Consider the following 24,939-nt stretch of genomic DNA (forward strand, 5'->3'; position numbering starts at 1 on the left):
TAGCCTTCTTTTGAAGGAACCAAACCGGTATTGCAACCCGTTGGGTCGAGCATCTGGTGTTATTGTAAATCCAAGGTGACAAAGCGGCCACCGGGTGTCGTTAACGCATCCATGGTGACATGCTCTCACCGCTGGTCATCAGCGGATCAAGGGTGACCAGGAGGGGTCTGACCCATCCAGGCCTTTTTCCAATGGCACCAGCCTCTCATTATGGCCCGTGAGATCGATGGTGTAAAGTCGAGTGTGGTTGCCATTTTGTCGGGAGAAGAGGATCACCCGACCATTGGGGGACCAGGTGGGGGATTCATCCATCCAGGAGTTGGTCAATACTTTGGTGTGGCGGCCTTCGGGATCGGTGGTGGCGATGCGAAAATGGCCGCTGCCCCCTTTGACAAAGGCGATTTTATCTCCCCGGGGAGACCAGGAGGGGGCGGCGTTGTAGCGGCCATCAAAGGTGATCCGTTGGGGGTTGCCGCCATCGGAGTCCATCACATAAAGCTGGGGAGAGCCCGCCCGATTGGAGTTGAAGACGATTCGGGATCCTTTCGGAGACCAGGAGGGAGAGGTATCGATGCCCCGGTGTTTGGTGAGGCGGGTGAGCCGTTTGTTTTTAAGATCCCGAATATAAATTTCGGAGTTGCCGTCCTTGGTGAGGGTCATGGCCATCTTGCGACCGTCCGGAGACCAGGAGGGGGCGCTGTTGAGCCCTTTATAGTTGCCCTGTTGATAGCGCTTGCCGGTATAAAGATCCCAACGAAAAATCCGGGGCATGCCGGTTTCGTAGGAGAGATAAAAAAGCCGCTTGCCATCCGGAGAAAAGCGGGGAGTCAACACCAGGGATTTGCCCTTGGTCAAATCAATCCGGTTGGCCCCGTCCTGATCCATCAACGCCAGCCATTTGTTTTGACCCTTCTGGGCGATAAAGGCGATTCGGGAGGTAAAATAGGGCTTTTCCCCCGTCACCCGGGTATAGATTTCATCCGCCACCCGGTGGGCCACGTGGCGCCAATCCTCCAGGGGAGCTGTAAAGCGTTTGCCCTTGCCCAGCATATTTCCCTGAAAGACATCGTGGATGAAAAAATTGACCGCAAGCTGCTTGTTTTCCTTCTTGATTGCCCCATAAATCAGCACTTCGGAGCCGATCAGCCGCCAATCCCGGTAGCGGGGCCCCATGCGCCACAGGGAGGTGGAATCCTGGAGAAATCCCCCCGGATCCTTCAGCTGAAAGAGCCCGGAATGGCCCAGATCGTCGGCAATCACCTGGGTGATGGCGCGGCTTTTTTGATCAGCGGCCTGGGGGGTTCCGTCAGCCCCCAGGTTGATGATCACCGGCAGGGCAATGGGAATCGCCTGCTGCCCCCCCTTGGTGATATCGATCTGTAACCCCGCCTGAGCGGGATGGATGGCTCCAAGAACGGCACACATCACCATCAACCGGAAGAGTATCCCGCTTAGCCGGGTAGTGGATCCTGGTCGGGTGGTGTGCCCTGGAAATGGATAAAAATGGACCATTTTTCCTCAACTTTTCGAGTGAGCAATCACACAAGAGACCTGGTAACGATAGCCCACCAAGCCCAAGGGAGCCAAGGCGCTTTCAGGGAAATCCGCCCTCTTTTTGCTGCTGAACGGTGGCCGGTATGGGAAAAGGGAGAGCCCATCGGTTTGATTCATGGGTGACATCAAACTCAGTCGGGTTCGGGACGGAAGGTGAAAACCAGCTCCCGACACTCCATGCACCCCCGGGGAGGGGCGGATAAATTGGTGGTTTTGCGAATGGCGCGCAGCACCGAGGCATCGAAGGTTTTGTTGCCCGAAGAGCCCACCACCCGGGGAGATTTCAAGGTGCCGTCCGGCCCCACCCGTACATGGACCGTCACCGCCAGATCCGCTTCATTTAAAAATCCCCCCTTTTTGTTCCAGTTGTCCCGCACCCGGGTCTGGATGGTCTTTTGCCACATGGCGATCTCCAGCCGGGAGGCCCGGGGGGCACTCAAGGGGAGGGAGGTGGCATTGGTGGCGCTGGTGGTCTTGGCTCCCGGGGTATGCTTGGCAATGGCCTTGGCCAGATCAAAGCCGGAAGGCTCTTTTTTCTTGGGCTTCGGCTTTTGAGCGGCTGTTTCCACTTTGGGCGCTGGTGGATCCGGTTTTTTGGCGACCTCTTTGGGTTTCGCTTTGGGCTTGGCCTTGGGCTTGGCTTTGGGCGTGGCCTTGGGGGCTGGCGCAGGCTTGGCCTTGGCCTTTGGCTTGGGCTTTTCAACCGGTTTGATTTTTTTGGGCTCCGGCTTGGAAGGCGGTGGCGGTATCGCTTCTGGCCGGGCGATGGGCTCGGGTGGAGGCGGCGGGGGAGGGGCCTTGGCCGCAGGCGGAGGCTCAACCTTCTTGGGCGCTGGGGGGTCCACCTTGGGGGCAGGAACCGGGGCTTGTGCCTGAGGTGGGGGTTTGTCCGGCAGAGGGCCCAGACTCACCGTCATCACCGGGGTGATTTCCGGCTTGAAATGGGGCGCAGGCGCGAAAAAGGCCACAGCCAGAAAAAGGGTGTGGGCAGCCAGGGACCAGATCAATGTGGAGCGGGCAAACATGCCGTCAGCGTTCGGGCTCGGTAACCAGTCCGACCTTATCCACGCCGGCCTGTTGCAGTTGGGACATCACGGTCATGATCGTACCATAGGAGACCTGATCGTCTCCCCGGACATACACCAGCAGATTGGGGTTGTTGCCTCGGATCAGTTTGATCTTGGCAGCCAGCTCCTGGGCCGATACGGGGCGCTCCTCGATATAGGTGCTGCCGTCCCGCTTGACCGAAACCACCAGAGGCTCCACTTCCGAAGGCAGCGGTTTGGCCTCGGCATCGGGGAGATCCACCTCCACCCCCTGGGTCATGAGGGGGGCCGCCACCATAAAGATGATCAGCAGCACCAGCATGATGTCTACCAGGGGGGTGACGTTGATCTCCCCCATGACCCGAAAACGGTCGGATCCCTGGCCACTCAGATTGGTTCCCATACCCATCAGGATCGTCCTTTGCCACGGGAGGTTTGCCGCTCCAAAATATTTAAAAATTCCGCACCGAAGTTATCGAGTTTTTGATGTACCCGGCGCAGGTCGGCGGCAAATTTGTTGTAGGCGATCACCGCCGGAATGGCGGCAACCAGCCCCATGGCGGTGGCGATCAAGGCCTCGGCGATACCGGGTGCCACCATGGTCAGCGTGGTGGTTTTGGCTCCGGCAAGCCCCCTGAAAGCGTTCATGATGCCCCAAACCGTCCCAAACAGGCCGATGAAGGGGCTGGTGGAGCCTACCGTAGCGAGAAAAGTCAGCCCCCGCTCCAGAATGTCGATCTCCCGGTTCAGGGCCACGGTCATGGCCCGGCGGACATTGGGTAGGAGATCGCCATTCCCCCCCAGGCGCGGGGTGAGAATGCGCTCGCCGCTCTCCCACCGCTTCCACTCCTGATAGCCGGTGGTAAAAACCGTCACTACAGGGGAGTTGGGCCACTCCCGACCGGCGGTTTTGAACAGCTGGGCAACGCTGCCGCCGCTCCAAAACCGCTCTTCGAAAGCTTCGGCTTCCCGGGTGACCCGGCGAAAGCGTCGCCATTTGTCGAGAATGATCGCCCAGCAGACGATGGAGGCCACCAGCAGGGAGAGCATCACCAGCTGGACGACGGGTCCGGCCTGGGCAATAAGATCCCATATGGAGTGTGTATTCAGGGCTTCGTTCATGGGGTTTCCCGTTGGTTGGTGATTCGGGATAAAAGCGCCGGGGGAAAACGGGTGGGACGGAAATCCCCATCCACCACGGCAATACGCACCTCGGCCTGGGTAATTATCTCATCGCTGCCTTCCTTATGGATCAGCTGTTCCAAGGTGAGGCTGGCTCCCCCCAGGCGGATGACCTGGGCGGTGACGATGAGATGATCGTCGAGACGTGCCGGGGCTTTGAAGGCGATATCCACATGGGTGATGGTAAAGCGAACGCCGGTTTCCTGAAATCCCGACTCCTGCTCCCAGCCCCGATGCCGCAGCCATTCGGTGCGGGCACGCTCCATGTATTTCAGATAATTGCCATGATAAACCACCCCCGCCGTATCGGTATCTTCATAATAGACACGAACGGGCCAAAGAAAAGGTGTTTTGGTCGTGTTTGTTTCGGTCATAAAAAGGTTCCTTGCTGCATGGGGGCTTCCCGACCCAGATGGAGGTAGGCTCCACGGGTGGCTCGACGCCCCCGGGGGGTGCGGTCGAGCAGCCCTTCCTGAAGTAAATAGGGTTCGATGACATCTTCGATGGTATCCCGCTCTTCACCGATGGCGGCGGAAAGGGTGTCGAGACCCACGGGACCGCCACCAAATTTGTCGATAATGGTGGTGAGCAGACGCCGGTCCATATGGTCCAGACCAATCTCATCCACTTCCAACAGCCCCAACGCCTTGTCCGCCAGCGCCCGGTCGATTTTACCCGGCCCCAACACCTGGGCAAAATCCCTGACCCGCTTGAGCAGCCGATTGGCGATGCGGGGGGTGCCCCTGGAGCGGCGGGCGATCTCTCCGGCTCCGGAATCGTCCAGTTCGACGTTGAGAATCACCGCCGAGCGCCTGACAATTTCGGCCAGCTCCTCCGAGGTATAAAATTCCATCCGGGAGAGAATGCCGAAACGATCCCGCAGGGGGCTGGTCAACATGCCCGCCCGGGTGGTGGCCCCCACCAGGGTAAAGGAGGGCAGGTCGATCTTGATGGAGCGGGCCGATGGCCCTTCGCCAATCATGATGTCCAGCTGATAATCCTCCATGGCTGGATAGAGAATCTCCTCCACGGCCGGGCTCAAACGGTGGATCTCATCGACAAACAGCACATCCCTCTGATCCAGGTTGGTGAGAAGGGCGGCCAGATCCCCGGCTTTTTCGATAATGGGGCCGGAAGTGGTGCGCAACCCCACCCCCATCTCCATGGCGATGATCTGGGCCAGGGTGGTTTTGCCGAGGCCTGGTGGGCCATAGAGGAGGGTATGATCCAACGCCTCTCCCCGGGCCTTGGCGGCATTGAGAAAGACAGTCAGATTGGCCTTGAGTTTTATCTGGCCGATAAATTCATCCAGCTCCCGGGGGCGTAGCCCCTTTTCGATGAGTTGTTCACCGGGCTCTGGTTCAGCATCGATCAGGCGATCTTGATCCCTATCCATCCGGGCTTGGCCTTGCTCCTTAAGGTTTGGGCCGTTCCGGTTTGTTGAAGATGTTGATACCGGTCTGGCGAATTCCTGGCCGATCCGTGGTCCAGGAGGGCGTTACATGTTCTTTGGGTGGCTATGGTGGGCTATTTGTTCTTTTTGCCTTTTTTCTTATGGGCGATTTTGGCTGGTACCTCAATGCGTTCTGCCATGATGGTTCGGGCCGCCTCTTGGGCTGCGGCGTGGAGGGCCTGTTCGCTTAAAGCTTCCAGACGCGCTTCCAGGGCGCTGATGCGAGCGGTCATTTCCGATTCAGACTTGATCCGCTCCCGCTCCAGGCGGTTGATTTTATCATCCTGGCGTTCCAAAAGACGCTGGAAGGCGGCGATGGATTCCCGGGTGTGCTCTCTCAAGCCGTCAAAACGGGTGGCATTGGCCACCAGGGCCTTGTAAAGATCGGCCATCTTTTGGGCCAGATCAGCCAGATTTTCCCTTACCCCTTGGGACATGGATCGCTCCCGCTATCGTTCATGCTGAAAAAGAGGTCGCCCAACGTCGATAGCCGTCCAGATCCCCGGAATAGCGATCAATGGCATCGGTGAGTCGGTCTTCTTCGGTTTGGACCTGATTGAGTTCCTGCTCCAGTTGATCGAGCAGACCACTGATATCGCTCATTTCCCGGAAGCTGGCAGCCTCAAAGCTCGCCCGCAAAAAGGCCTGAAGCTCGGGGGCTTGGCGGGAGCGGAAGGAAAAGGCACTCAAAAACCGATCCCAGGCTGCCGTGACTGTTTCGGGATCGAAAGAGCTGTCGATATCTTCTGGCAGTATCTGGAAAAAAAAGGCTGTGAGGGTCGGCTTGTCGATGATCTCAAGTCCGGGATCCAGGAGCTTGGAAATTTCCGCGACACTTTCCGGGGCTGACAGGTAGGCGGATAAAAATTTTTTGAGTTTTTGCGGATTTTTGGGTGTTTCGGCGAGACCACCCACAAAGGCCAGCGCCCCTCCAGCCAAGGCTCCCCCCAGCTGTTTCATCAGCTCGTAACTCAGCTCCGGCACGCCCACGGCGTGTCGTTTTCCCAAAGCTTCCAATACCCCACGCAGGATTTCCCGGGTCAGGCTGGATGTGATGACTTGATCGGCTAACATGTATCAGGAGGCCCCCGAACACCCCTTGAAGGAAGGAGAATCCACAAAAACTCTAACACAATCAAAGGCACGCAAGCAAAGGGGATATTGCATTCCAAAAAGGTGTGGAATAAGGGAAAAAGTGAGGGGATGGGGCATGATCCTGGATCCGGCAGTTGGGCGTGCACACGATCCGCAGCCTCTTGATCCGTTCAAGCAAATCGGGAAAAAGCCTCATGACCAATCAGATCACCACGACTCCCAAAAATTCACCATACAAACCAACAGCCTACAGCAGCTACATATGCCCAACCGCCGGATCTGGGATGATTGATTGGCAGGGGTTCAATGGGAGTGGGAAGGGGGCCATGATCTTTTTTATTTGGTGGGGCAGGGCAGGGTGGTGAGGATTTTTTCTACCTGAGCCATGATTTTACTGCTGCTGCTGACGACATGACGGGCTTCGTTCAGGAGATGCTCCCGGTCGAGATCATAATCTGCTTCATGCCGTTTGCTAATAAGGGGAGAGAGTTGTTTTCCAGCATTTCTGATTTGATTGATCTGTTTGGGTTCAATGGCAGAATTGTTGGCAACAGTGAAACCAAACAAGGCGTTGACCAAGGCGCGATGGCTTCCCATGCCGCCACTGCCACGGATATCCAGGCCCAATCTGCGTGCCAGGTTACGGCAGGCGTGAAAGGCCCCATAATAGGCCCGACTGGTTGCGTTACGGTGGTCGACTTCCTCTTTTTTTTGCAGGAGAATCCGGCCACTTTCAAGAAATTCTTCAGGCGTTATTCCCATTATCCGGCACCACCCCCACAAAATCTGGTGTCACATAGCGAAAAATTTTTTCTGATCTTTCATCCAGCCCCAATCTGTTGTTGGCTTCCCATCCCAGTTCGACCGATTCCTCCACTGTGGCTCTGAGAACATACTTCAGGCTGACCCAGCCTTCATTTTCCTCAAAATGGAGCGTGGGACGGACATCAAAAACCAAGACCCCCCGCTCCCAGAACAAGGAAAAAATGGGGGAGAGGTAGTGCTCCACATCCTGGTCAGTGATGTCGTGAGATGTGAGAAAATCAATAATTTCGTGATGTGTTTCAATTCCGTGTATAGATTTATCCGGATTCAGGGCTTGCCATTGCTGGCCAAAGCGGAGGCTTTCCTGAAAACGACCGGCACCCAAGGCCGTTAGCAGGCATCCTTGCAAAAACAGCGGGTTGGAGTTGTCCAGGGCCAGGAGTTGTTTGGTGAGGGCCAATCCTTTGGGAAAAGCACCAAACTGGGAGAGTGCGGCGAGATAGTTGTAATGGTTGGATCCCGTGGTGTGGTCGTGATGCAGTGCCTGGGAATAACAGCGCATCATGGTTTTGGGATCCCGCCTGAGGACAGCCACTCCCCCCAAAAGGGCGTTGGCCTGGCCAGGATCGTTTTTCAGGGCTTTTTGGGCTTCTCTTTCAAACAGCCGCAGCTCAAACTCGGAGGGAATATAGCCGGGATCGTCCCAGAATTGACCCCAAATTTCGGCAAATCGTTCGATCGCCCGATCCAGGCTTTTTTGAGGAACCTGACTCATACGGAACTCCCACAGGTCAATTTACCAGCGGACCAGGGCAGACCCCCAGGTGAAGCCACCGCCAAAGGCTTCCAGAAGCAGGAGTTGTCCCGGTTGGATGCGACCATCCCGAACAGCCGTGTCCAAGGCCAGAGGGACGCTCGCAGCCGACGTGTTGCCGTGTTGATTGACTGTCACCACCACCTGAGCCATGGACATCCCCAAGCGTTTGGCGGTGCTTTCGATAATGCGAATGTTGGCTTGATGGGGAACCAGCCAGTCCAGGTCTGATTTATCCAGGCCATTGGCCGAGAGGGTCTGATCCACCAACCCTTCCAACACCTTGACCGCCTGTTTATAGACCTCGTTGCCCTTCATCTGTACGGAGGCGACGCCACTCACCCGGGGATCGATTTCAGGCCCCCGACCAGCCGAGACGCCACCAGAGGATTTTAAAAGATCCCGATAAGCCCCATCCGCATGAATATGGGTGGAGAGAATACCGTGACCCGTTTCACCTCCTCCTTCCAGGATAACAGCACCAGCCCCATCTCCAAAGAGAATACAGGTGCCCCGGTCGGTCCAGTCGACAATACGGGAAAATGTTTCGGCGCCAATCACCAATACCCGCTTGCAAGTGCCGGAGAGAATAAATTTTTCGCCAACGCTCAAGGCATAGATAAAACCGGAGCAGACCGCTTGAATGTCAAAAGCAGGTATCTGACTTTTGTTTGCCCCCAATTTTTCCTGGACGATGGTTGCTGTCGCTGGAAAAACCAAATCCGGGGTGGCGGTAGCGACCAGAATGAGATCGAGATCGTTGGGAGTGAGACCCGCCGCTTCCAGGGCGGCCTCAGAGGCCTTGACCGCCAGATCCGAAGTAAACTCCCCCTCCGCCGCAATGCGTCGCTCGCTGATGCCGGTGCGGGTGCGGATCCACTGGTCGGAAGTATCTACCATTTTCGCCAGTTCCTGGTTGGTCAGGCGCTTTTCAGGCAGGTAGGAGCCGGTGCCGATGATGCGGACAGGAATTCGATCCATTATTTTTTTTCCGCCTCTTGCATGGGAATGACGTTTTGCCGGATTTTATCGGTCACTTGATGGGTGGCCAGTTTGACGGCCGTCTGAATGGCTGTGGAAAAAGCCAAACCATCCGCTCCACCGTGGCTTTTGACCACCACCCCGTTCAGCCCCAAAAGCAGCGCGCCATTGTACTCTCGGGGGTCTACCCGGGAGCGAAATTTTTTCAGAGCCGGGGCAGCAAAAAGATAGCCGATTTTGGAGAGCAGGGATTGACCGAAGGCCTCTTTCAAAAAATGGCTCAGCATCTTGGCGACACCTTCAGCGGTCTTGAGGCTGACGTTGCCGACAAAGCCGTCGCACACCACCACATCCACCCCACCCAGAAAAACATCGGTGGCTTCGACGTTACCGATAAAAAATTTTTCCGTCTGCTTCAATATTTCACCTGCCTGGCGCACCACCTCGTTGCCCTTCATCTCCTCTTCACCAATATTGAGCAGCCCGATACGGGGGTTATCCATTCCCCAATAGGATTCAGCAAACACTCGGCCCATGAGGGTAAACTGACAGAGATGGTCAACGCTGCAATCAACGTTGGCACCCAGATCCAGCATCAGGGTTTTACCGGGAATGGAGGGTACGATGGAGGCGATGGCAGGGCGATCAATGCCGGGGAGGGTCTTTAAAACATATCTGGCGATGGCCATCAAAGCGCCGGTATTGCCGGATGAGACCAACGCATCCACCTCCCGGCTTTTGACCATGTTGGCCCCCACCCGAATGGAGGAGTCCCGTTTGGTGCGCATGGCCGTGGCCGGTTTTTCATCCATGGCCACCACTTGGCTTGCGTGGCGAATGCCGAACCGGTCCCGGGCAACGCCAGCCTGATCCAGCTCTTTATGGATGGCCTCTTCCTGACCCACCAGGATAAATTGCACCTTTGGGTTGCGTTTTTCAGCCAGGAGCGCGCCGTCAATCACAGCACGGGGGGCGTGATCCCCGCCCATGGCATCCAGGGCGATGGTGATCGTCACGGCAAGGGGGTCCTGAATATCACGCGTTCAACCTTTATCCGTTACCCATTCCTAATAAAGAGCCCCCATCCTGTTCCGGCTCATCTGGAGGGTGCTCCTTGATTCTTCTGCCGACTCTAATTGCGGTCACTCTATCCGGACGCTTGGCAGCCCAGCATCGGGCAGCAGAAGATCTTGCCGTTCAAAGGGCGACGGCAGTTGAAATAGTCCTCATGCCAGCCGGTATGCTTTCCGGGTCCAGCCGGCAGGCTTGCCAACGTCAGTCGATAGAGCGTCCATATCCAGCCCGATATATTTCAGGCTGGAATGCCGGTCAATCTTCCAGTTCCACCACTTCGCGGTTGTTGTACCAGCCACATTTGGGGCAGACCCGGTGGGGCATGCGGGGCTCCTGACAGTTGGAGCAGGTGGAAAGGCTGGGGGCCTTCAAGGCGTTGTGGGAGCGGCGGCTCATGGTTTTGGCTTTGGCTATTTTTTTCTTGGGGACTGCCATGGTTCTAAAAACCTCTTCTATTTCGGGTCGTTTTGTTGGTCGGACCCTTGTTTGTCGGAAATCAGCTTTTTAAGCCCAGCGAATGGCCCGCTGGCTTCGGCAGGGGTCGCACAACCACACCCCTGGTGGTTCAGATTGATCCCGCACCCTGGACAGAGTCCATGACAATCGGCCTGACACAGAGGGGTGATGGGCATATCCAGCAGCAACTCTTCAGCCACCAATCGTTGCAGGACCAGGCGGCCATCGGTCAAAAAAACCGTATCATCTTCTATCTGGCGCTCCCCCGGGGTGATGTTTGGATCCAGACCCAGTCGATAGTCACAGGTCACATCCACCTCAAGAGGATGAGCAAAACTTTCCAGGCAGCGGCTGCAAGGTGTCCGCACCCTGCTTTCCAGCTTGCCGCGCACCCTTACCAGGTTATCCAGCCGATTGGCGGTGAGATCCACCTCCACCATTTCAGCCTCGGGTACATTTTCGAGCTTGCCAGCGGGAATCATGCCCACTATCCGCCACGATTTGGCCCGCTTACCTTCCACTTCCAGGGTCAGATCCGATAGATCCCGACTGTTGTTTTGTTCCATCAGCTCGGTTGTGGATTCGCTCACGTCCCCTATCCCCTGGCTAGATAAACCACCACAAGACCCAGGAACATAAGGGCGAAACCGGTTCTCTGCAACAGATGATCCGGCAATTCGGCGATTTTGATCACCCATTGGCGCATCTGGCCTGGTGCGAGAAAGTAGGGAATCCCCTCCAAAATGAGCACCAGGCCCAAAGCGGTTATAAAATCTGTCACCTGTTTTTATACTCTATCCCTGGGGGTATGGAAGCTTTGTTTTTTCGGATATGGAAGCATCCTTACTCCCCCCAGGAGTGTGTCGACCTGGGGGGAGAGGTGTTTTTATTCTGGCTTCAAGGGGGAGCTGCGCCAGGGCTGTTGAGATATTGGAGAAAGCCTTTGGGCTCCAACACCACGGTGGTGTCTTTGGCCAGGGCCTTGCCATACGCTTCCAAGGTGCGCCTGAACTGATAAAATTCAGGGTTTTGGCGATAGGCGTGGGCATAGATTCCCGCGGACTCGGCATCACCGGCACCGCGAATCTGCTGAGCTTCCTTGTAGGCTTCGGCGAGAATGATCTCCCGTTCCCGGTCAGCCCGGGAGCGAATCTTCACACCCTCTTCTTCACCCTGGGCGCGGTATTGCTTGGCTTGCCGCTCACGCTCGGTCTGCATGCGGCGAAAGACCGCCTTGGAGTTTTCCACTGGCAGGTCGGTGCGCTTGATGCGAACATCCATGATCTCGATGCCATACTGCTGCGCCTGCTGATTGGCCCCGTCCCGCATCATCACCATCAGGTCCGACCGGGCTCCGGCGACGATCTCCATCATGGTGTATTGACCCAGAACCTCCCGCAGGTTCGAATAGATGATGTCGTTGAGGCGGGAGATGGCCCCGGTTTCGTTGCGCACGGTTTGATAGAGTTTCAGGGGGTCGACGATGCGCCAGCGGGCATAGTTGTCCACTTTCAGGTTTTTCTTGTCCGAGGAGAGCACCTCTTGTGGATCCTGGTCAAAGACCAGCAACCGGTTGTCGAAGGTGTAGACCTCTTCAAAGAGGGGGATTTTAAAGTGCAGTCCCGGCTCAACGACCACCCGGCGGGGATTACCCCAGAGCACCACCAGAGCCTGCTCTACCTGATGGACGGTGTAGACGGACATGGAGAGGACCATGATAACGGCGACAGCCAGCAGCCCCAGGGCTTTGGTTTTGTCGGGACTGGGTCCAGCGGAATTGACGACGCGCATATTCATCGCACACCTCCCTTACCAACAAATCCGGGTAGCCCGGTGGCCTGCTGACCCACGGGCATCAGGGGGAGCAAGCCGTTGGAGGAATTGGGGGAAATGATCACTTTGTTCACGTCGGCCAGCACCTCTTCCATGGTTTCCAGATAGAGTCGGGTCCAGGTGACGTGTTTGGCTTTGTTGTATTCGGTCAAAAGTGCCAGGAAGCGGTTAACGTCACCTTCGGCCCGGGCCACTTTACTGGCTTTGTAACCTTCAGCCTGCTGGATCTGCTGGGCCGCCTCACCCTTGGCTTTGGGCAGAATGTCGTTGGCGTAACCTTGGGATTCGTTGATGGTTCTTTCCCGGTCTTCCCGGGCGCTCGCCACATCCTTGAAGGCTTTGACCACTTCTTGAGGGGGCGCCACCTGCTGGAGCTGCACCGCCATGATCTGAATGCCGCTCTTATAGGCATCGAGAGTCGCCTGCATGGTGGTTTTGGTGGCGTTTTGGATCTTTTCCTTACCCGTGGTCAGGGCCTCGTCGATGGAGTTGCGTCCCACCACCTGCCGGATGGCGGATTCGGTGGCGTTGCGGACCACGAGGTGGGGATCCCGGGGAGGATTGCGGACGTTAAAGAGAAAATTGGCTGCGTCCTTGATGCGATATTGCACGCTGAGATCGATATCGATGATATTTTCATCACCGGTCAGCATCAGGGATTCAGCTTCCACATCCACGGAATTACGACCCCGGGTGCGATATCCAATTTCGATACGCTGTACCTGGGTCACCTTGGGGCGGTAGACGTTTTCGATGGGGTAGGGGAGCTTAAAGTGCAGCCCTGGCCCGGTGGTATCGACAAACTTACCGAATCGGATCACCACCCCCTGCTCGTCGGGGCCGACGATATAGAGAGAAGAGAAGCCCATCCAGACCAAAAGGACGACCAATATCAGCAGGGACCATATTTTTTTTCCGTCGGGTACCTTCCCCCCAAACCGTTCCCGGGCCATCTGAATGACCTTTTCCATATCCGGCGGTTGGGGTTGTGGACCTTGTCCCCAAGGTCCTTGTCCGCCCCCGTTGTGATTCATGGGCATTTCGTCCTCCTCCAAAGTCGCTAACCACTTAAGCCAAAACAGTACCAATATTCTTACAGCTTTATCCCTGAGTAAAGGCTCCATCCGCTGCCATCATCAGGGCAAGGGCTCCCAGAGCCGCCGTTTCAGTGCGGAGCAGGCGAAAACCGAGGGAAACCCCGATCCCGCCAGCTTTCCGTAAACTATCGGTTTCTTCAGGAGTTAATCCCCCTTCCGGCCCCACAAAGAGACTTACCGCACAACCACCCATCTGATCCAACACGCCCATAATTGGTTCCCCATGCCAATCCAGAAAGAGCTTCATTTCGTTATTATTCCCACCAGCGGTCAGTACCTCTTCCAAGGGGGCGGGGGGGTGGACAGGGGGAATGATGGCCCGGCGGCACTGCTTGGCCGCACCCAGGGCCACTTTGGGCCAGGTGGCGGATTTATCCTGCCGGGGGGCCTGGTCAGCCGCCGTGTTGGCCCGCTCGGTGAGCAGGGGTTGAATGTCGGTAACCCCCAATTCCACCCCTTTTTGCACGATCCAGATCATCCGCTCCCTGTCTGGAATGGCCTGGCAAAGTCGCCGGGGAAAGGGGGGCTCGGGGGAGTGGGCCATTTTTTCAAAGGGGCGCACATGGGTCGATCCGGGCAAGACTCTCCCCCGATAGAAAGTTTCTTTCGGATCCACCACCGTCAGCACCTCTCCCACCCGGGCCTGCCAGGTTTTGAGAAGCGGCTCCTGGTTGGGCGCCAGGGGAATCTCCTGCTCCAGGCGTTCGGGAACCCGGGCCAGACGGATCACGGCACCCTCCTGTAGTCCTGATTTCTGCATTCCTGATCTCTATAGCCATTCGAATCAAGAATTGGACATATGCCGTTGCACTTTTTGCGTCATTCCCGCGAATGCGGGAATCCAGGGCGTCTGGCACGAAACCTTCCAAATCTTGCTTCACTTTCAACAAAATACCGACCTTGCTGAAGATTCGGTTTTTCCTTGAGAGTTATGATTATCTCTCTGGATCCCCGCCTTCGCGGGGATGACGAGTCAGAGAAGAGTATCCAATTCTGAGGTAGATCTACTATATAGCCCTGATCTGTCAGGTGGTTTTGTCGTTTCATCCCTTTTCAGTCAAGCGTTTTTCAGCCAAACGTTTGTGCCGAACCGCTTCGGCCAGAATACCCCGGATGATGGAAATTTCCCGGCTGTCCATAGCGGCCCGGTGGAAGAGGGTCTTCAAGCTTCCCATCATGTGGCGTTTTTGTTTTTCCTGGAGAAATTCAATCTCGGTCAAAGACTCTTCCATGTGATTGAACAGCCGTTCCATCTCATGAGCCTGGGCCCGGACTTCCCCCTGGGTGGGGTCAAACGCGAAGGATTGCCCCAGCTGGCTCCCCATCATGATTTCATAGGAGAGCACCAACACCGACTGGGCCAGGTTGAGGGAGCCGTGGCTGGAGGCGGTGGGAATGTTGCAGAGCACGTCGGCCCGCTCCACATCGATGGTTTCAAGGCCTGCGCGCTCGGTGCCGAAAAGAACCCCCACCCGGGTGCCGGGGCGGGCCATCACCTCTCCCAGCCGCTCCCCCAGCTGTCGGGGGGTCCAGACCGCCTGTCGCTGCCCCCGATGGCGGTTGGAGGTGGCGACCAAAAAATTCAGATCCCCAACCGCTTCGCTGACACTGGAAAAGACCCGGACAGCCCCGATCATGTCTTTGGCGCCAGCGGCAAATTGGGCCACATCGGCGTGGGGGAATTGTCGGGGGGAGACCAGGCGTAGCTCCTGCAATCCCATGTTTTTCATGGCTCTGAGAGCCGCTCCAATGTTGCCGCCATGGGCTGGTCGATCCAAAATAAAGACGGGTTTGGGGGGGGGGTGGGTCGCTTGGGTCGCTTCGCTGTCGGTCAAGAGTGGGGCTCTCCGTTGGGGGATGTCGATTGAATCAATACCGTTTTTCAGGGTGTCTGTCCCCTTGATGATTTTTCCAGAAAAGGGGCGTTTCCCGAATGCGTCCTGTTTTTTTTGGAAAGGGAACGGGCAGTCTTTCTAAAAAAATCGGATCCGATTTATTGGCTATTAAATCGGCCCGATTCTTGAATGTAATACCTGAGCCCGAGATCCGGCAAGGAGGGAAATAACCCTTCAGGGGACCTTTTGCCATGGGTTGAGAGGGCCTTGAATGATTATAGCTGACTGGGAATCTTCTTTGTGATCATCGGCGTAACCACTCGGATGGTGTTTTTCCAGGTCGGGTCAAGAGATGAAAATGTCGCCAAAACAATGGCGTTTATAGTGGATTTCGGCACTCCCCCGGTTGGGAGAGTCTTTATCCGGCAGGTTTTGCCCCGAGCTTATGGGGGCAACAGGGTGGTGGGAATGATCGGAAAAGGGTTTTGAATACCTTGAATCACCAGCGCAAAAAAGGTGGATCCCGGGGCCGGTATCCCGCCGATGTCATGACCCGCTCCTCTTTATCGTTCACAGGGGTAGCGGGGCTGGCTCCGGGCCGTTGGCGAGAGGCTTGGAGCGTGTGGCAGCCATCTTGGCGTGGGGGACGCAAAGGCTGGGTCTCCATGAGTCTTTTGCTACCCATGGTGGGTTGGATTTCGTGGTTTTTTCCGTCAGATTCCAAGGAGCCGGTCAAGGTGGCGGATCTGCCTTGGAAATCGTGTCTTTTGCTGGATGATGATGGTTCCGCCTATCCTGATTTGACTCAAATTCCGGCAGGGGAGCTGGCTATCTCCGGGGATCATGCCAACGGACTTTCCCCCTATCTCAAACCCCATGGCCTGGAGCGGGTCCATACCGAAACCCCCTTTTTGATTCAGCGCCATGAGGTCACCCGTGAGCAGTTTAAACGCTATGTCGATTTTGTGGGCCGTTTACCCGATGGTTCCCAAAAAAGCGAGCGTCTTTTGCGTATTGGCCGCCAATGGCAAGGACACGATACCGGCTCCCAGAATGTCAGTGGCGTCTCTTGGGAAGGGGCCTGGGACTATACCGACTGGTTGAGCCAGCAAACCGGCTGTGAATACCGACTACCCTCCCGGGAAGAGTGGGGGGCTGCGGTGATTCATCATTTTAACGACAACCCTTCCATGGGTCGCAATACCCCCCTTGATCGGTTATTGAGAGGGGTTCGGGAGTGGTCCCGTTCCAGCTGCCCCAGCGGTTATTATCTATTGGGTGAGGATGACTGGACCGCCATGCCCAACGTCGGACAGCTGGTTTGCATGCCCCAATCCCTGGCTGTGGCCGGATTTCGGGTGGTGCTGGGAGTGGCGGGTGGAAGTTTGGTACCTGCCAATGCCCAACCAGGGGATAGCTGACGGGGAGAAAATTTGGGTGGTGGTGATCTATCGTCTGGGTGGCGCACCCGGGGTCAACCTCAGGGATGATTCCTCCAGGACGATGGCAGACCACCCACCGAAATGAGAGTAAACCACCCTTCCAGGGGTGGAGATGAAGAGTCAACCCGTGATTCCGGAACGGGTGCTGTAGAAAATCATTCAACCCGTTCCCAGGATGGGAAAGATGGGGAAACCGGAGCGCTTCTGAAAACAGAGGCCGCCACCAGGAACCAACACCGCATAGGATTTGAAACGGGGGACCCAAACCGGGTCAAGGCAGATGGCAGACATGAACAGAGATCAAATTGGCAAGAGCCAAAAGAAATGTGGGGGGAAGTTCACCGTGGAGAAGGAAACCATGCAGAAAAAACCATCGGAGAAGGGCTGGCATCTCCCGGGCCTGTCGGTCCATTTTGCCATTCTGCTGCTGGTGCTGATGGCCGGCCCCAGGGTCGGTATCGGTGCTGAAAACGCATCAGGCAGCTGTGCAGGCTACGACTTTTCCCATTTTTATCAGGGGGAGGAGCTTAAATGGGCTGGCGTTGCCAGGGTGTTGAGTGAGGGCGCTCCCTTTTATAAATCCATGGGGGCCTCCAGCGCCCAGGGTAAGCTCTCCTTCAACCAGCAGGCGGAAATTTTGGCCGAAAGCAAAGATCGGCTCAAGATTCACGCCTTCCGCTATGACTCTCAACCCGAGGTGACCGGTTGGGTCAAGAAGGGCGATCTGCTCTGCCGCAATCTGCCCATCAAGGGGGAGTCGGGTCTGGAAAAGAAATTTTTCATCCGCACCTCCACCGCTCCCCGGAAGGACAACCAAATCGTCCCCACAGTCAATGTCTTTCAGGGGCCGGGGCTCAAGGAGTGTGTCGGTGGCAAGGGAACCTGCCGGGAAGGGGCCTCCCGCTTCCACATGTATTTTGTCTTCGACGAGCGGGAAGATGCGCTGCTGCTGGCCGACCGCTACCGCCTGGAAGAGGATGACATGCTCCTGGGCTGGGTGAGCAAAAAGGATGGCTTTGTCTGGAACAACGCCTTCAGCCTGCGCCCCAAGGAGGATCTGAAATCTCCGGACAAAAAATCCACCGGTACCATCTGTGCCTACGAGCAGCTTTTGGATGCGGTTTCCGACAACAAGGATGCCTGCCAGCCGGTCAAGGGGGGGGTGGAGTGGTTGAAATCCCCGCTGCGCATTCCGGTTTTGGGGTTGGTGGACGAAAAAAACAATCACGTCAAGCCCGGCAGCCTGTCGGGTAAATCTTCTGGGGATCGTCGCTTTTATAAAGTGGCCCTGGCCCAGCCGGGTTTGGTGGGCCGCTCGGTGGGTGACGGTAAATTTGCCATCTCTTCCAACCTGGCAGCCGATATCATCCCCGAGTTTACGCCCAAGAGCGCCACCAGCGTTGAATCCCTCTCTGCCAAAAAACGGGTGGATATCTTTTTCCTCCTCGATGCCACCGCCAGTATGGATGCGGTGATCGATGCGGTCCGGGGCGTGGATGACAAATCCGGGGTGATCCAGGAGATCATCGACTCCCTGAAAAACACCCAGGGGTTCAAGGAGACCCAGCTGCGCTTTGGCTTTCGGGTATTCCGGGATCCCTATGCCGACAAGCAGGTGACCTCGGGGCTCAAGGATGGTATCGGCGAGGGGCTGCCCCTTTCCGGAGCCTGTGAGTTGAACAGCGTCGAGCAAAAGCTCAACTTCAAGAATTTCCAAAAGGCCATTTCCAAGGTATCAGTCACCAGCGACGACAAGGATGACTATCAGGAAAATGTCTATGGGGGTTTGAAGCAGGTTCTCACCCGGGATATCACCTCTTGCCCGGATCACCTGAAGCTCTTTTTTGTCATCGGTGATCACGGCTACAAGGCGATCAAAAGAACTGTCAAGCGCAATGGCCGCCGGGTACACATCTCCAAATATGAGCAATCCATCAACCGGGAAAGCCTGGTGCAGCTCCTGCGGGGCTCCGGCAAGATCGCCGGTCAGGAAAACAACGTCATTCCGTTTTTCATCCAGACTCCCAACCGTGGCCAGAAGGCCAAACACCCACGGGCCTACAATCGGGCCTACCGGCAGTTTGCCCAGCAAGCCAAATATCTTCTGCAAAAAAGCCTGCCCAAGGACTCCAAAGTGGAGGATCACTTTTTCCGCATGGGTGAGGAACAATTGCTGGGTCGGGTAGTCAATACGGTTGAAAAACTGGGCTCAAGTAGCCTCATTGACGAAATCATCCTGGACATCCGGGGTGGTGCTGCCCTAAATACGGTGATCGACCGTTTGCGTAGACAGCGTGTAGACATCCCTGGGGTCTATTGGCATATCCTTGAAAAAGGGGCCTGTGGTGAGCTAGGAGAGCAGTGTCGCAACCGGGTTTTCGATACCACCATGATCGGCTACATCGAAGCGACCGAAGAGGTGGTGGAAGAGCTTTGGATCGATTCCAGCGCGCTCTCTTCCTGGATTCGCATCCTGCGGGGATTCGAAGGCTATTTTGATCTGCCGGAATCCCAATTGCGCCGGGCTCTGATCAGTGCCATGGTATTGGGGCTCCAGCAGGAGATTCGCAGACCCCCCATTGATGTGGCGGGTGAAACTCCTGCAGAATACGCCCAGCGGCGCGGTGGATTGCCGGTACGTCGGCACAGCCCGCTTTTGAGCTATAACGTCAACTCCCTTTCAGCGGAAAATGTCATCCGCAACAAGGACGGTAAACTGATCGTGGTGGATAGGGACGGCATTGCCATCAAAGACCGCAACAACAAGGTCATTCCAGCAGTACCCGCTTGCGAGTTGCGCAGGCTGGCGCTCTGGGCCATCAAATCCAAGGAGATGTTGGAGGTGGTGGAACGGGACTACATGCGACCGGTATTTTCCTCCGAGCGCTATAAATCCCGTCGCTGCCCCGATGCCACCGCCAATGGTCGAAACCTGATGCGGATTTCCGGCTCCATCGAACGGGTTCCCCTGGGTCCCACCCGGGAATACAAATTCGGTCATACCGTGGGCGGTCGACGCGGTTACTGGATTCCTCAAGACTTGCTGCCATGAGTTGGGGCGTCCAGGTCAGCGCAGCCACCGTAGGGTGGGGAAAATCCTTCACCCTGTCGGTGGGCGGTCTGCGCCTGGACGCCTCCTCCATTTCCGGTCGTCTGCCGGTGTTGGGTCGCAGCGGCAGCGGCAAGAGTACCCTGCTTTATCTTCTGACCTTTCTCAAACGTCCCCAGGAAGGGTGGGTCCGCTGGACCTTCCCGGACGGCAACAAGGCGGTTTGGGGCCGCAAAGGTCTGGATCGCTCCGAATCAACTCTCTCCCTCACCAAAATTCGCCGTCACTATTTCGGCTTTGCCTACCAAAACTCCACCCTCACTCCTTATCTCAAGGTGCGCGAAAATCTCCTCTATCCCCTGGCGCTTCAGGGGGGGATGAACCGCACCGACATGTTGCGCAAGGTCCACTCCACCATGGACAGGGTGCTTCTGCGGGATAAGGATGGTCGCCGCATTGAGGAGACCAGCCCCGAGGAGTTTTTGGAACGCTATCCCAATGAGCTTTCCGGGGGGCAGTTTCAGCGGGTGGCTTTGGCCCAGGCGATGATCCACGATCCGGTGGTGCTGTTTGCCGACGAGCCTACCGGCAACCTCGACAGCGAAACCCGCAAAGAGGTGATGGGGCTGGTGGATCGCTGGCTGCAACTGGGGGATCGCATGGTGATCTGGGTGACCCATCACGACTCCGACGCCACCGATACCCGGGTGAGCCACCGCCTCCTGGTCCGAAATCACCACTGCCACCTGCAATCCAAGGCTGGCAAAACCACTTCCACGGGGTGAATGAGGTATGTCCAGTCACTCCGAACCAAAAAAATTAAAGGGTGGAATGGGGGGGTGGGTGCCGGTCTGGTTTTCCATGGGCAACCTGGCTTTCTGGCGCTCCTTCGGCTGCGGTCGTTTTGGGTGTGCGGGGGGTGGACGGGATTTTGCCTGGCTGACACTGCTGCTCTCTCTGGTGATCGCCATGATGCTCCTGATGGCGGGGAGCCGGGCGGGACTTCTGGATCGCTTTACCGATGCGCTGTTGGGAACCCTCAGGCCTTATGGCGTACCTATCTGGGTGACTCCCCACTGGGAAAATCACGAGGGCATCCAGAAAAACCTGTTGGATCGCTTGGATAAACTGTCCGCACCAGACACCGGCCCCATCCCGGGTCTGTCGGTTCACTCCTATCGCCGTCTGGAGCGGGGTCGCCCGGGGATTCGTCTGCCGGGTGTGGCGAGCTGGAAGCGGGACGCACCCTTCATCGGTTGGGCGGTCTATCCCAACAACCCTTTGTGGCAGTTGCAGACCCCGGAGGGGTGGCATCCGGGGGTGGAAGGGGCGACCGATGAGTGGCTGGGCTTGCCCCTGACCATCGTTCTTTCCGAGACCCTCTTTGTGGAGCGCTTCAACTACGACGCGTATCGGGAATCGGTGAGCGAAGGGCTGCGCAAACGCAAGCGTCCGCCGCCTCCCATGCGGCCTCCGGGTAAAAAACTGACTGAATTTTTGGATACCCTGTGGCTGAGTGTCACGGTCTCCAACGATGATCAGCTGCTCCCCTTCAAGGTGCGTTGGGTCCACCATATCCCCGCCATGGAGAAGGTCAGCTATCTGTTTCCCTTGAGCACCTACCACGCTCTGCTGGCAGCCTACCATTTTCCGGACCTGAAATATGACCCTGCCACCCTGGGGCGGGGGGATTTTGCAGCACACCAGGTGCTGATGGATCCCAACTATCCCCGGGCGGGGATTACCGCTTTCGCCAAGTGTGCCCAGGAAGAGGTCGCCGCAACTGGGCTGACGGGTCTGCCCACCATCAATACCAAGCGCTGCCCACCCCCCATTTTGCCCCGTGCCTCCAGTCAGGCGGGTGGCTCCGGGAGCGGTGGTTCGACTGGTTGGGATACCCTCAACCACGATACCCAGAGCCAGCTGTGGATTCCCTGTCACCGGCTCCCCCGCAACGACACCCTCCGGGGCACTCTCTGTCCCCGGTATGGTCGAAGAGGTGCACCCAGCGATCCGGTTTTCGTACCCTGGGATGTCACCAGCTATGGCACCTCTTTTTCAGCGGTGCATGTCTATGTGCCCGACCCCACCCGGATCAACCAGGGGATTGAGGAATTTTTGGCGATTCGCACCCGGGATGGTCGCCCGGCGTTGAACATCCACGCCATGTATATGGACGCGTTGACCCGTTTTAATCTGCTTTCCGATATGCTGGCGACGCTGGTTCCGGCCTATGCGATCACCTTTGGGGTCTTTTTGGCCGCGTTGCTTTTGGCCCAGGTGGGGGCGTTGGTGGAGCATCGCAGACGTCATTTTGGGATTCTACTCAGCCGTGGCTTTACCAGTCTGGGGATTTATACCAAGCTCATCTGGCAGATGGCACTCTCCACCCTGGTGGGGGGGGCCCTCGCTGTTTTTGGTATGGTGCCTCTCTTGCGCTACCAGTTGGAGGATGGTTTTAGAGGCATTATCGAAAAATATCGGGATATTCTCCCTCCCGGGCAAACCTTCGAAGTGTTGCCCCTCTCCCCCGAAGCGATTGCCATCACCATCGGTACGGTGTTTGGAGCGGTGGTGTTCGTGACCATTTTCCGTCTTTTCAGTATGCCTCTACGGGGCAGTACCGCGCCTTCTGATCTTCTCCACGGTAAACGTGCAGCCCCCAAGCGGGATGCCCTCAGCCGAGATGTTTAAGGGGCGGGATCTCTCTTTCAGGTATGATCTTCCTCACTTGCCCGGCCCTGCTTGATCGTGTTGGTCGGATCCTCCCGAAATAAAAGATAAAGTTGTGGTAAATCCCCGGAAACCTTGAGCCTCGTTGGGTTCAGGACTACCATTGCCCAGGGGTGGAATCTGGGGTGCCTGGGCACCGGATGAATCGGAAATCTTAAGACAAAAGGATAGGTCATGGCGGGACATAGCAAGTGGGCCAATATTAAATTTCGCAAAGGGGCCCAGGACGCCAAGCGGGGCAAGGTGTTTACCAAGCTCATCCGGGAGATTACCACGGCCGCCCGCATCGGTGGTGGAGATGCCAGTTCCAACCCCAGGCTGCGTGCCGCCCTCATCGCTGCCCGGGATAAAAATATGCCCAAGGACACCATGGAAAAGGCGGTGAAGCGGGGTACTGGTGAACTGGAAGGGGTCAACTATGAGGAGATCCGCTACGAAGGGTATGGCCCGGGAGGGGTGGCGGTCATTGTCGAGACCCTGACTGATAACACCAATCGCACGGTGGGGGAGGTGCGGCATCTTTTCAGCAAATATGGCGGCAATCTGGGCACCACGGGATGTGTGGGCTTTCTGTTCGACAAGGTGGGGCGAATCGTCTACCAGGGGATCGATGAAGATATCTTGATGGAAGCGGCGCTGGATGCTGGGGCTGAGGATATCGAAAGCGATGGTGAGGATCAGGAGGTGTTGAGCCCACCGGAAGCGTTCGAAGCCCTGCGGGAGAGTCTGGTGAAGGCATTCGGCAATCCGGTGAGTGCCGAGATTACCATGCGCCCGCAAAACACCGTGGCTCTCAATGAAAAACAGGCGACTTCCATGCTCAAGTTGATGGAGCTTCTGGAAGATAACGACGACGTCCAGCAGGTTCACGCCAACTTCGATATTTCTGAAGATATTCTCGAAAAGCTGGCCATGGCGTGATGGGGAGTTCAGGGTGCGTATTCTAGGAATAGACCCAGGCTCGGCGGTGACCGGCTGGGGGGTGATCGAAAATGATGGCCGCAAAACCCGGCATATTGCCCATGGTTGCGTCCGTACCAAATCAGGAGCGCCTCTGGCGGATCGGCTGGGGGCGATTTTTCTGGAACTGCAAAAGGTGATCGATCAACACGGCCCCCAACAGGCAGCGGTGGAGATGGTCTTTATGGCCAAAAACGCCCAGTCTGCCATCAAGCTCGGCCACGCCCGGGGAGCGGCCATCACCGCGATTGTCAGCCGAAACATGCCTGTTTATGAATATAGCGCCCTCCAGGTGAAAAAATCGGTGGTGGGGTATGGCCGGGCGGAAAAACATCAGGTGGGGGAGATGATCCGCATGATTTTGACCCTCCCCAAAGCCCCGGCCCAGGATGCGGCAGATGCCTTGGGGGTGGCGCTTTGCCATTTTCATACAGCCTCCAGCCCCGACTTTAAGCTCCGTTTGCGGGGGGCGGCATGATTGCGCAACTGCGGGGGGTGCTGGCGGAAAAAAGCCCGGACCAGGCTCTGATCGATGTGGGGGGGGTGGGTTATCGGGTTTTTATCCCCCTCTCCACCTATGAGGCGCTGCCGGAGCTGGAAAAAGAGGTCAAGCTGGTCACCGTGACCCATGTCAGGGAGGACGCTTTCCACCTTTTTGGCTTCAGCACCCGTCGGGAGCGGGATTTTTTCATCCTGCTCAACGGCGTCAATGGCATCGGTGCCAAGCTCGCCCTGGCAGCCCTCTCCGCACTCACCCCCGAAACCCTCTCCACCGCCATCGCCCAGGCCGATGTGACGACTCTGTCCCGTATCTCCGGTGTGGGCAAAAAGACCGCCCAGCGCATGGTGATGGAGCTGAAGGATAAACTCCCCAACTTGACCGCCATCCCCGTCTCAGGCCTCCCCAGCCAACCTGGAACCATGCTCCCGGCCTCCATGCGGGAAGAGTTGATCTCCGCTTTGATCAACCTGGGCTACAAGCGCAACCAGGTGGAGCTGGTCCTGCGGCAGCTGCCCATGGATGAAATGAAAGATGTGGGCGAAGGCATCCGCACCGCTTTGAAATTGCTCGCCCGCTGATTCCATGACATCCTGGCCGCTCAAAGGAGATCTCCCATGAGCATCCATATCCGCCGCCTCAAAATCGTTAATTTCCGCAGTATCGATGAACTCGTACTTGAGAATATTCCCCCCTATGCCGTTTTTGTTGGTCCCAATGGGGCCGGTAAATCCAATTTTTTCGAAGCTCTGGATTTTGTTTCCCAGGTGATCCGACATGATGCGCGATTTGCCATCCAGCAGCTTGGTGGATTTGATAACGTTCACTGCTATCAACGAGAAGGGGAAGCTGCACGTTGTTTTGAGTTTTATATTGAAACAGAAACACCAGCCCCTGAGGTGGTTAAAGAGGAAGCATTTAATAAATTTGTGGGAGTTGACGACTCAATTATTGAAGAGTGTTCCCTGATTATTGAAAAATATTCCCTGAAAATTCACCAATTGGATAATGATCCAATATTGGAAGAACTTTGGTCAATTATGAGTGATTGTTTGATTCAAGGAGAAAATT

Annotated in this window: 28 protein-coding genes; 9 read left to right on the forward strand and 19 right to left on the reverse strand. The window is 56.6% G+C overall.

Features of this window, described 5'->3' with window-relative positions:
* Positions 1-138: 138 nt before the first annotated feature.
* From tolB to HQL52_07035, 8 genes are all read right to left on the reverse strand, one after another.
* Complete coding sequence (tolB, locus tag HQL52_07000; protein ID MBF0369189.1) at positions 139-1,425, reverse strand: Tol-Pal system protein TolB; 1,287 nt, start codon at positions 1,423-1,425, stop codon at positions 139-141.
* A gap of 260 nt (positions 1,426-1,685) precedes the next feature.
* Positions 1,686-2,579 (reverse strand): TonB C-terminal domain-containing protein, encoded by an 894-nt coding sequence (locus tag HQL52_07005; GenBank protein ID MBF0369190.1) that lies wholly within the window; start codon positions 2,577-2,579, stop codon positions 1,686-1,688.
* Between the two features lie 4 nt (positions 2,580-2,583).
* Complete coding sequence (gene tolR, locus HQL52_07010; GenBank protein ID MBF0369191.1) at positions 2,584-3,009, reverse strand: protein TolR; 426 nt, start codon at positions 3,007-3,009, stop codon at positions 2,584-2,586.
* Positions 3,009-3,722 (reverse strand): protein TolQ, encoded by a 714-nt coding sequence (gene tolQ, locus HQL52_07015; GenBank protein ID MBF0369192.1) that lies wholly within the window; start codon positions 3,720-3,722, stop codon positions 3,009-3,011. Before tolQ ends, tolR begins: the two co-directional genes overlap by 1 nt.
* A complete protein-coding gene (ybgC, locus tag HQL52_07020) occupies positions 3,719-4,156 on the reverse strand; it encodes a tol-pal system-associated acyl-CoA thioesterase (GenBank protein ID MBF0369193.1) in 438 nt (145 codons plus the stop codon). Before ybgC ends, tolQ begins: the two co-directional genes overlap by 4 nt.
* On the reverse strand, positions 4,153-5,178 hold the full coding sequence (ruvB, locus tag HQL52_07025) for a Holliday junction branch migration DNA helicase RuvB (protein ID MBF0369194.1): 1,026 nt from the start codon (positions 5,176-5,178) through the stop codon (positions 4,153-4,155). Before ruvB ends, ybgC begins: the two co-directional genes overlap by 4 nt.
* Before the next feature lie 131 nt (positions 5,179-5,309).
* Complete coding sequence (locus tag HQL52_07030; protein ID MBF0369195.1) at positions 5,310-5,672, reverse strand: hypothetical protein; 363 nt, start codon at positions 5,670-5,672, stop codon at positions 5,310-5,312.
* Positions 5,673-5,691: 19 nt separating this feature from the next.
* Positions 5,692-6,309 carry a hypothetical protein gene (locus HQL52_07035; protein MBF0369196.1) on the reverse strand — a complete coding sequence of 206 codons (618 nt, stop codon included), beginning with the start codon at positions 6,307-6,309 and terminating at the stop codon, positions 5,692-5,694.
* Positions 6,310-6,445: 136 nt separating this feature from the next.
* Here HQL52_07035 and HQL52_07040 point away from each other — a divergent pair, with 136 nt between their 5' ends.
* On the forward strand, positions 6,446-6,622 hold the full coding sequence (locus tag HQL52_07040) for a hypothetical protein (protein ID MBF0369197.1): 177 nt from the start codon (positions 6,446-6,448) through the stop codon (positions 6,620-6,622).
* Between the two features lie 44 nt (positions 6,623-6,666).
* Here HQL52_07040 and HQL52_07045 read toward each other — a convergent pair whose 3' ends face one another.
* The 11 genes from HQL52_07045 to HQL52_07095 all read right to left on the reverse strand — a co-directional run bounded on the left by HQL52_07045 (position 6,667) and on the right by HQL52_07095 (position 15,185).
* The gene (locus HQL52_07045) at positions 6,667-7,092 is read right to left on the reverse strand and encodes a hypothetical protein (protein MBF0369198.1); all 426 of its coding nucleotides are present in this window, start codon (positions 7,090-7,092) and stop codon (positions 6,667-6,669) included.
* Complete coding sequence (locus HQL52_07050) at positions 7,076-7,870, reverse strand: hypothetical protein (protein MBF0369199.1); 795 nt, start codon at positions 7,868-7,870, stop codon at positions 7,076-7,078. Before HQL52_07050 ends, HQL52_07045 begins: the two co-directional genes overlap by 17 nt.
* 21 nt (positions 7,871-7,891) lie before the next feature.
* On the reverse strand, positions 7,892-8,881 hold the full coding sequence (locus HQL52_07055; GenBank protein MBF0369200.1) for a ketoacyl-ACP synthase III: 990 nt from the start codon (positions 8,879-8,881) through the stop codon (positions 7,892-7,894).
* 8 nt (positions 8,882-8,889) lie between these two features.
* Positions 8,890-9,906, reverse strand: coding sequence for a phosphate acyltransferase PlsX (gene plsX, locus HQL52_07060; GenBank protein ID MBF0369201.1), 1,017 nt, complete (start codon positions 9,904-9,906; stop codon positions 8,890-8,892).
* Positions 9,907-10,219: 313 nt separating this feature from the next.
* Positions 10,220-10,399 carry a 50S ribosomal protein L32 gene (gene rpmF, locus HQL52_07065; GenBank protein ID MBF0369202.1) on the reverse strand — a complete coding sequence of 60 codons (180 nt, stop codon included), beginning with the start codon at positions 10,397-10,399 and terminating at the stop codon, positions 10,220-10,222.
* 17 nt (positions 10,400-10,416) lie between these two features.
* Positions 10,417-11,010 (reverse strand): DUF177 domain-containing protein, encoded by a 594-nt coding sequence (locus HQL52_07070; protein ID MBF0369203.1) that lies wholly within the window; start codon positions 11,008-11,010, stop codon positions 10,417-10,419.
* Between the two features lie 5 nt (positions 11,011-11,015).
* Positions 11,016-11,201, reverse strand: coding sequence for a DUF2065 domain-containing protein (locus HQL52_07075; protein MBF0369204.1), 186 nt, complete (start codon positions 11,199-11,201; stop codon positions 11,016-11,018).
* Between the two features lie 116 nt (positions 11,202-11,317).
* Positions 11,318-12,211: a protease modulator HflC gene (locus HQL52_07080; protein MBF0369205.1), complete on the reverse strand. Its 894-nt coding sequence runs from the start codon at positions 12,209-12,211 to the stop codon at positions 11,318-11,320.
* A 2-nt stretch (positions 12,212-12,213) separates the two neighbouring features.
* The gene (hflK, locus tag HQL52_07085) at positions 12,214-13,377 is read right to left on the reverse strand and encodes an FtsH protease activity modulator HflK (protein MBF0369206.1); all 1,164 of its coding nucleotides are present in this window, start codon (positions 13,375-13,377) and stop codon (positions 12,214-12,216) included.
* Positions 13,355-14,110, reverse strand: coding sequence for a 16S rRNA (uracil(1498)-N(3))-methyltransferase (locus HQL52_07090; protein MBF0369207.1), 756 nt, complete (start codon positions 14,108-14,110; stop codon positions 13,355-13,357). The genes hflK and HQL52_07090 overlap by 23 nt, the downstream gene beginning before the upstream one ends.
* A gap of 283 nt (positions 14,111-14,393) precedes the next feature.
* Positions 14,394-15,185 carry an RNA methyltransferase gene (locus HQL52_07095; protein MBF0369208.1) on the reverse strand — a complete coding sequence of 264 codons (792 nt, stop codon included), beginning with the start codon at positions 15,183-15,185 and terminating at the stop codon, positions 14,394-14,396.
* A gap of 485 nt (positions 15,186-15,670) precedes the next feature.
* Here HQL52_07095 and HQL52_07100 point away from each other — a divergent pair, with 485 nt between their 5' ends.
* The 8 genes from HQL52_07100 to HQL52_07135 all read left to right on the forward strand — a co-directional run.
* Positions 15,671-16,606, forward strand: coding sequence for an SUMF1/EgtB/PvdO family nonheme iron enzyme (locus HQL52_07100; GenBank protein MBF0369209.1), 936 nt, complete (start codon positions 15,671-15,673; stop codon positions 16,604-16,606).
* Positions 16,607-16,985: 379 nt separating this feature from the next.
* Positions 16,986-19,679, forward strand: a complete 2,694-nt coding sequence (locus HQL52_07105; GenBank protein MBF0369210.1) for a hypothetical protein — start codon at positions 16,986-16,988, stop codon at positions 19,677-19,679.
* On the forward strand, positions 19,676-20,461 hold the full coding sequence (locus HQL52_07110; GenBank protein MBF0369211.1) for an ATP-binding cassette domain-containing protein: 786 nt from the start codon (positions 19,676-19,678) through the stop codon (positions 20,459-20,461). The genes HQL52_07105 and HQL52_07110 overlap by 4 nt, the downstream gene beginning before the upstream one ends.
* A 7-nt stretch (positions 20,462-20,468) precedes the next feature.
* Positions 20,469-22,370 (forward strand): ABC transporter permease, encoded by a 1,902-nt coding sequence (locus tag HQL52_07115; protein ID MBF0369212.1) that lies wholly within the window; start codon positions 20,469-20,471, stop codon positions 22,368-22,370.
* Positions 22,371-22,583: 213 nt separating this feature from the next.
* On the forward strand, positions 22,584-23,330 hold the full coding sequence (locus HQL52_07120; protein ID MBF0369213.1) for a YebC/PmpR family DNA-binding transcriptional regulator: 747 nt from the start codon (positions 22,584-22,586) through the stop codon (positions 23,328-23,330).
* 13 nt (positions 23,331-23,343) lie between these two features.
* Complete coding sequence (gene ruvC, locus HQL52_07125) at positions 23,344-23,847, forward strand: crossover junction endodeoxyribonuclease RuvC (protein MBF0369214.1); 504 nt, start codon at positions 23,344-23,346, stop codon at positions 23,845-23,847.
* A complete protein-coding gene (ruvA, locus tag HQL52_07130) occupies positions 23,844-24,449 on the forward strand; it encodes a Holliday junction branch migration protein RuvA (GenBank protein ID MBF0369215.1) in 606 nt (201 codons plus the stop codon). Before ruvC ends, ruvA begins: the two co-directional genes overlap by 4 nt.
* A gap of 36 nt (positions 24,450-24,485) precedes the next feature.
* On the forward strand, positions 24,486-24,939 hold a 454-nt coding region (locus HQL52_07135), incomplete at its 3' end, for an AAA family ATPase (GenBank protein ID MBF0369216.1).

It is taken from the genome of Magnetococcales bacterium, assembly GCA_015232395.1.
Classification (GTDB): domain Bacteria; phylum Pseudomonadota; class Magnetococcia; order Magnetococcales; family JADFZT01; genus JADFZT01.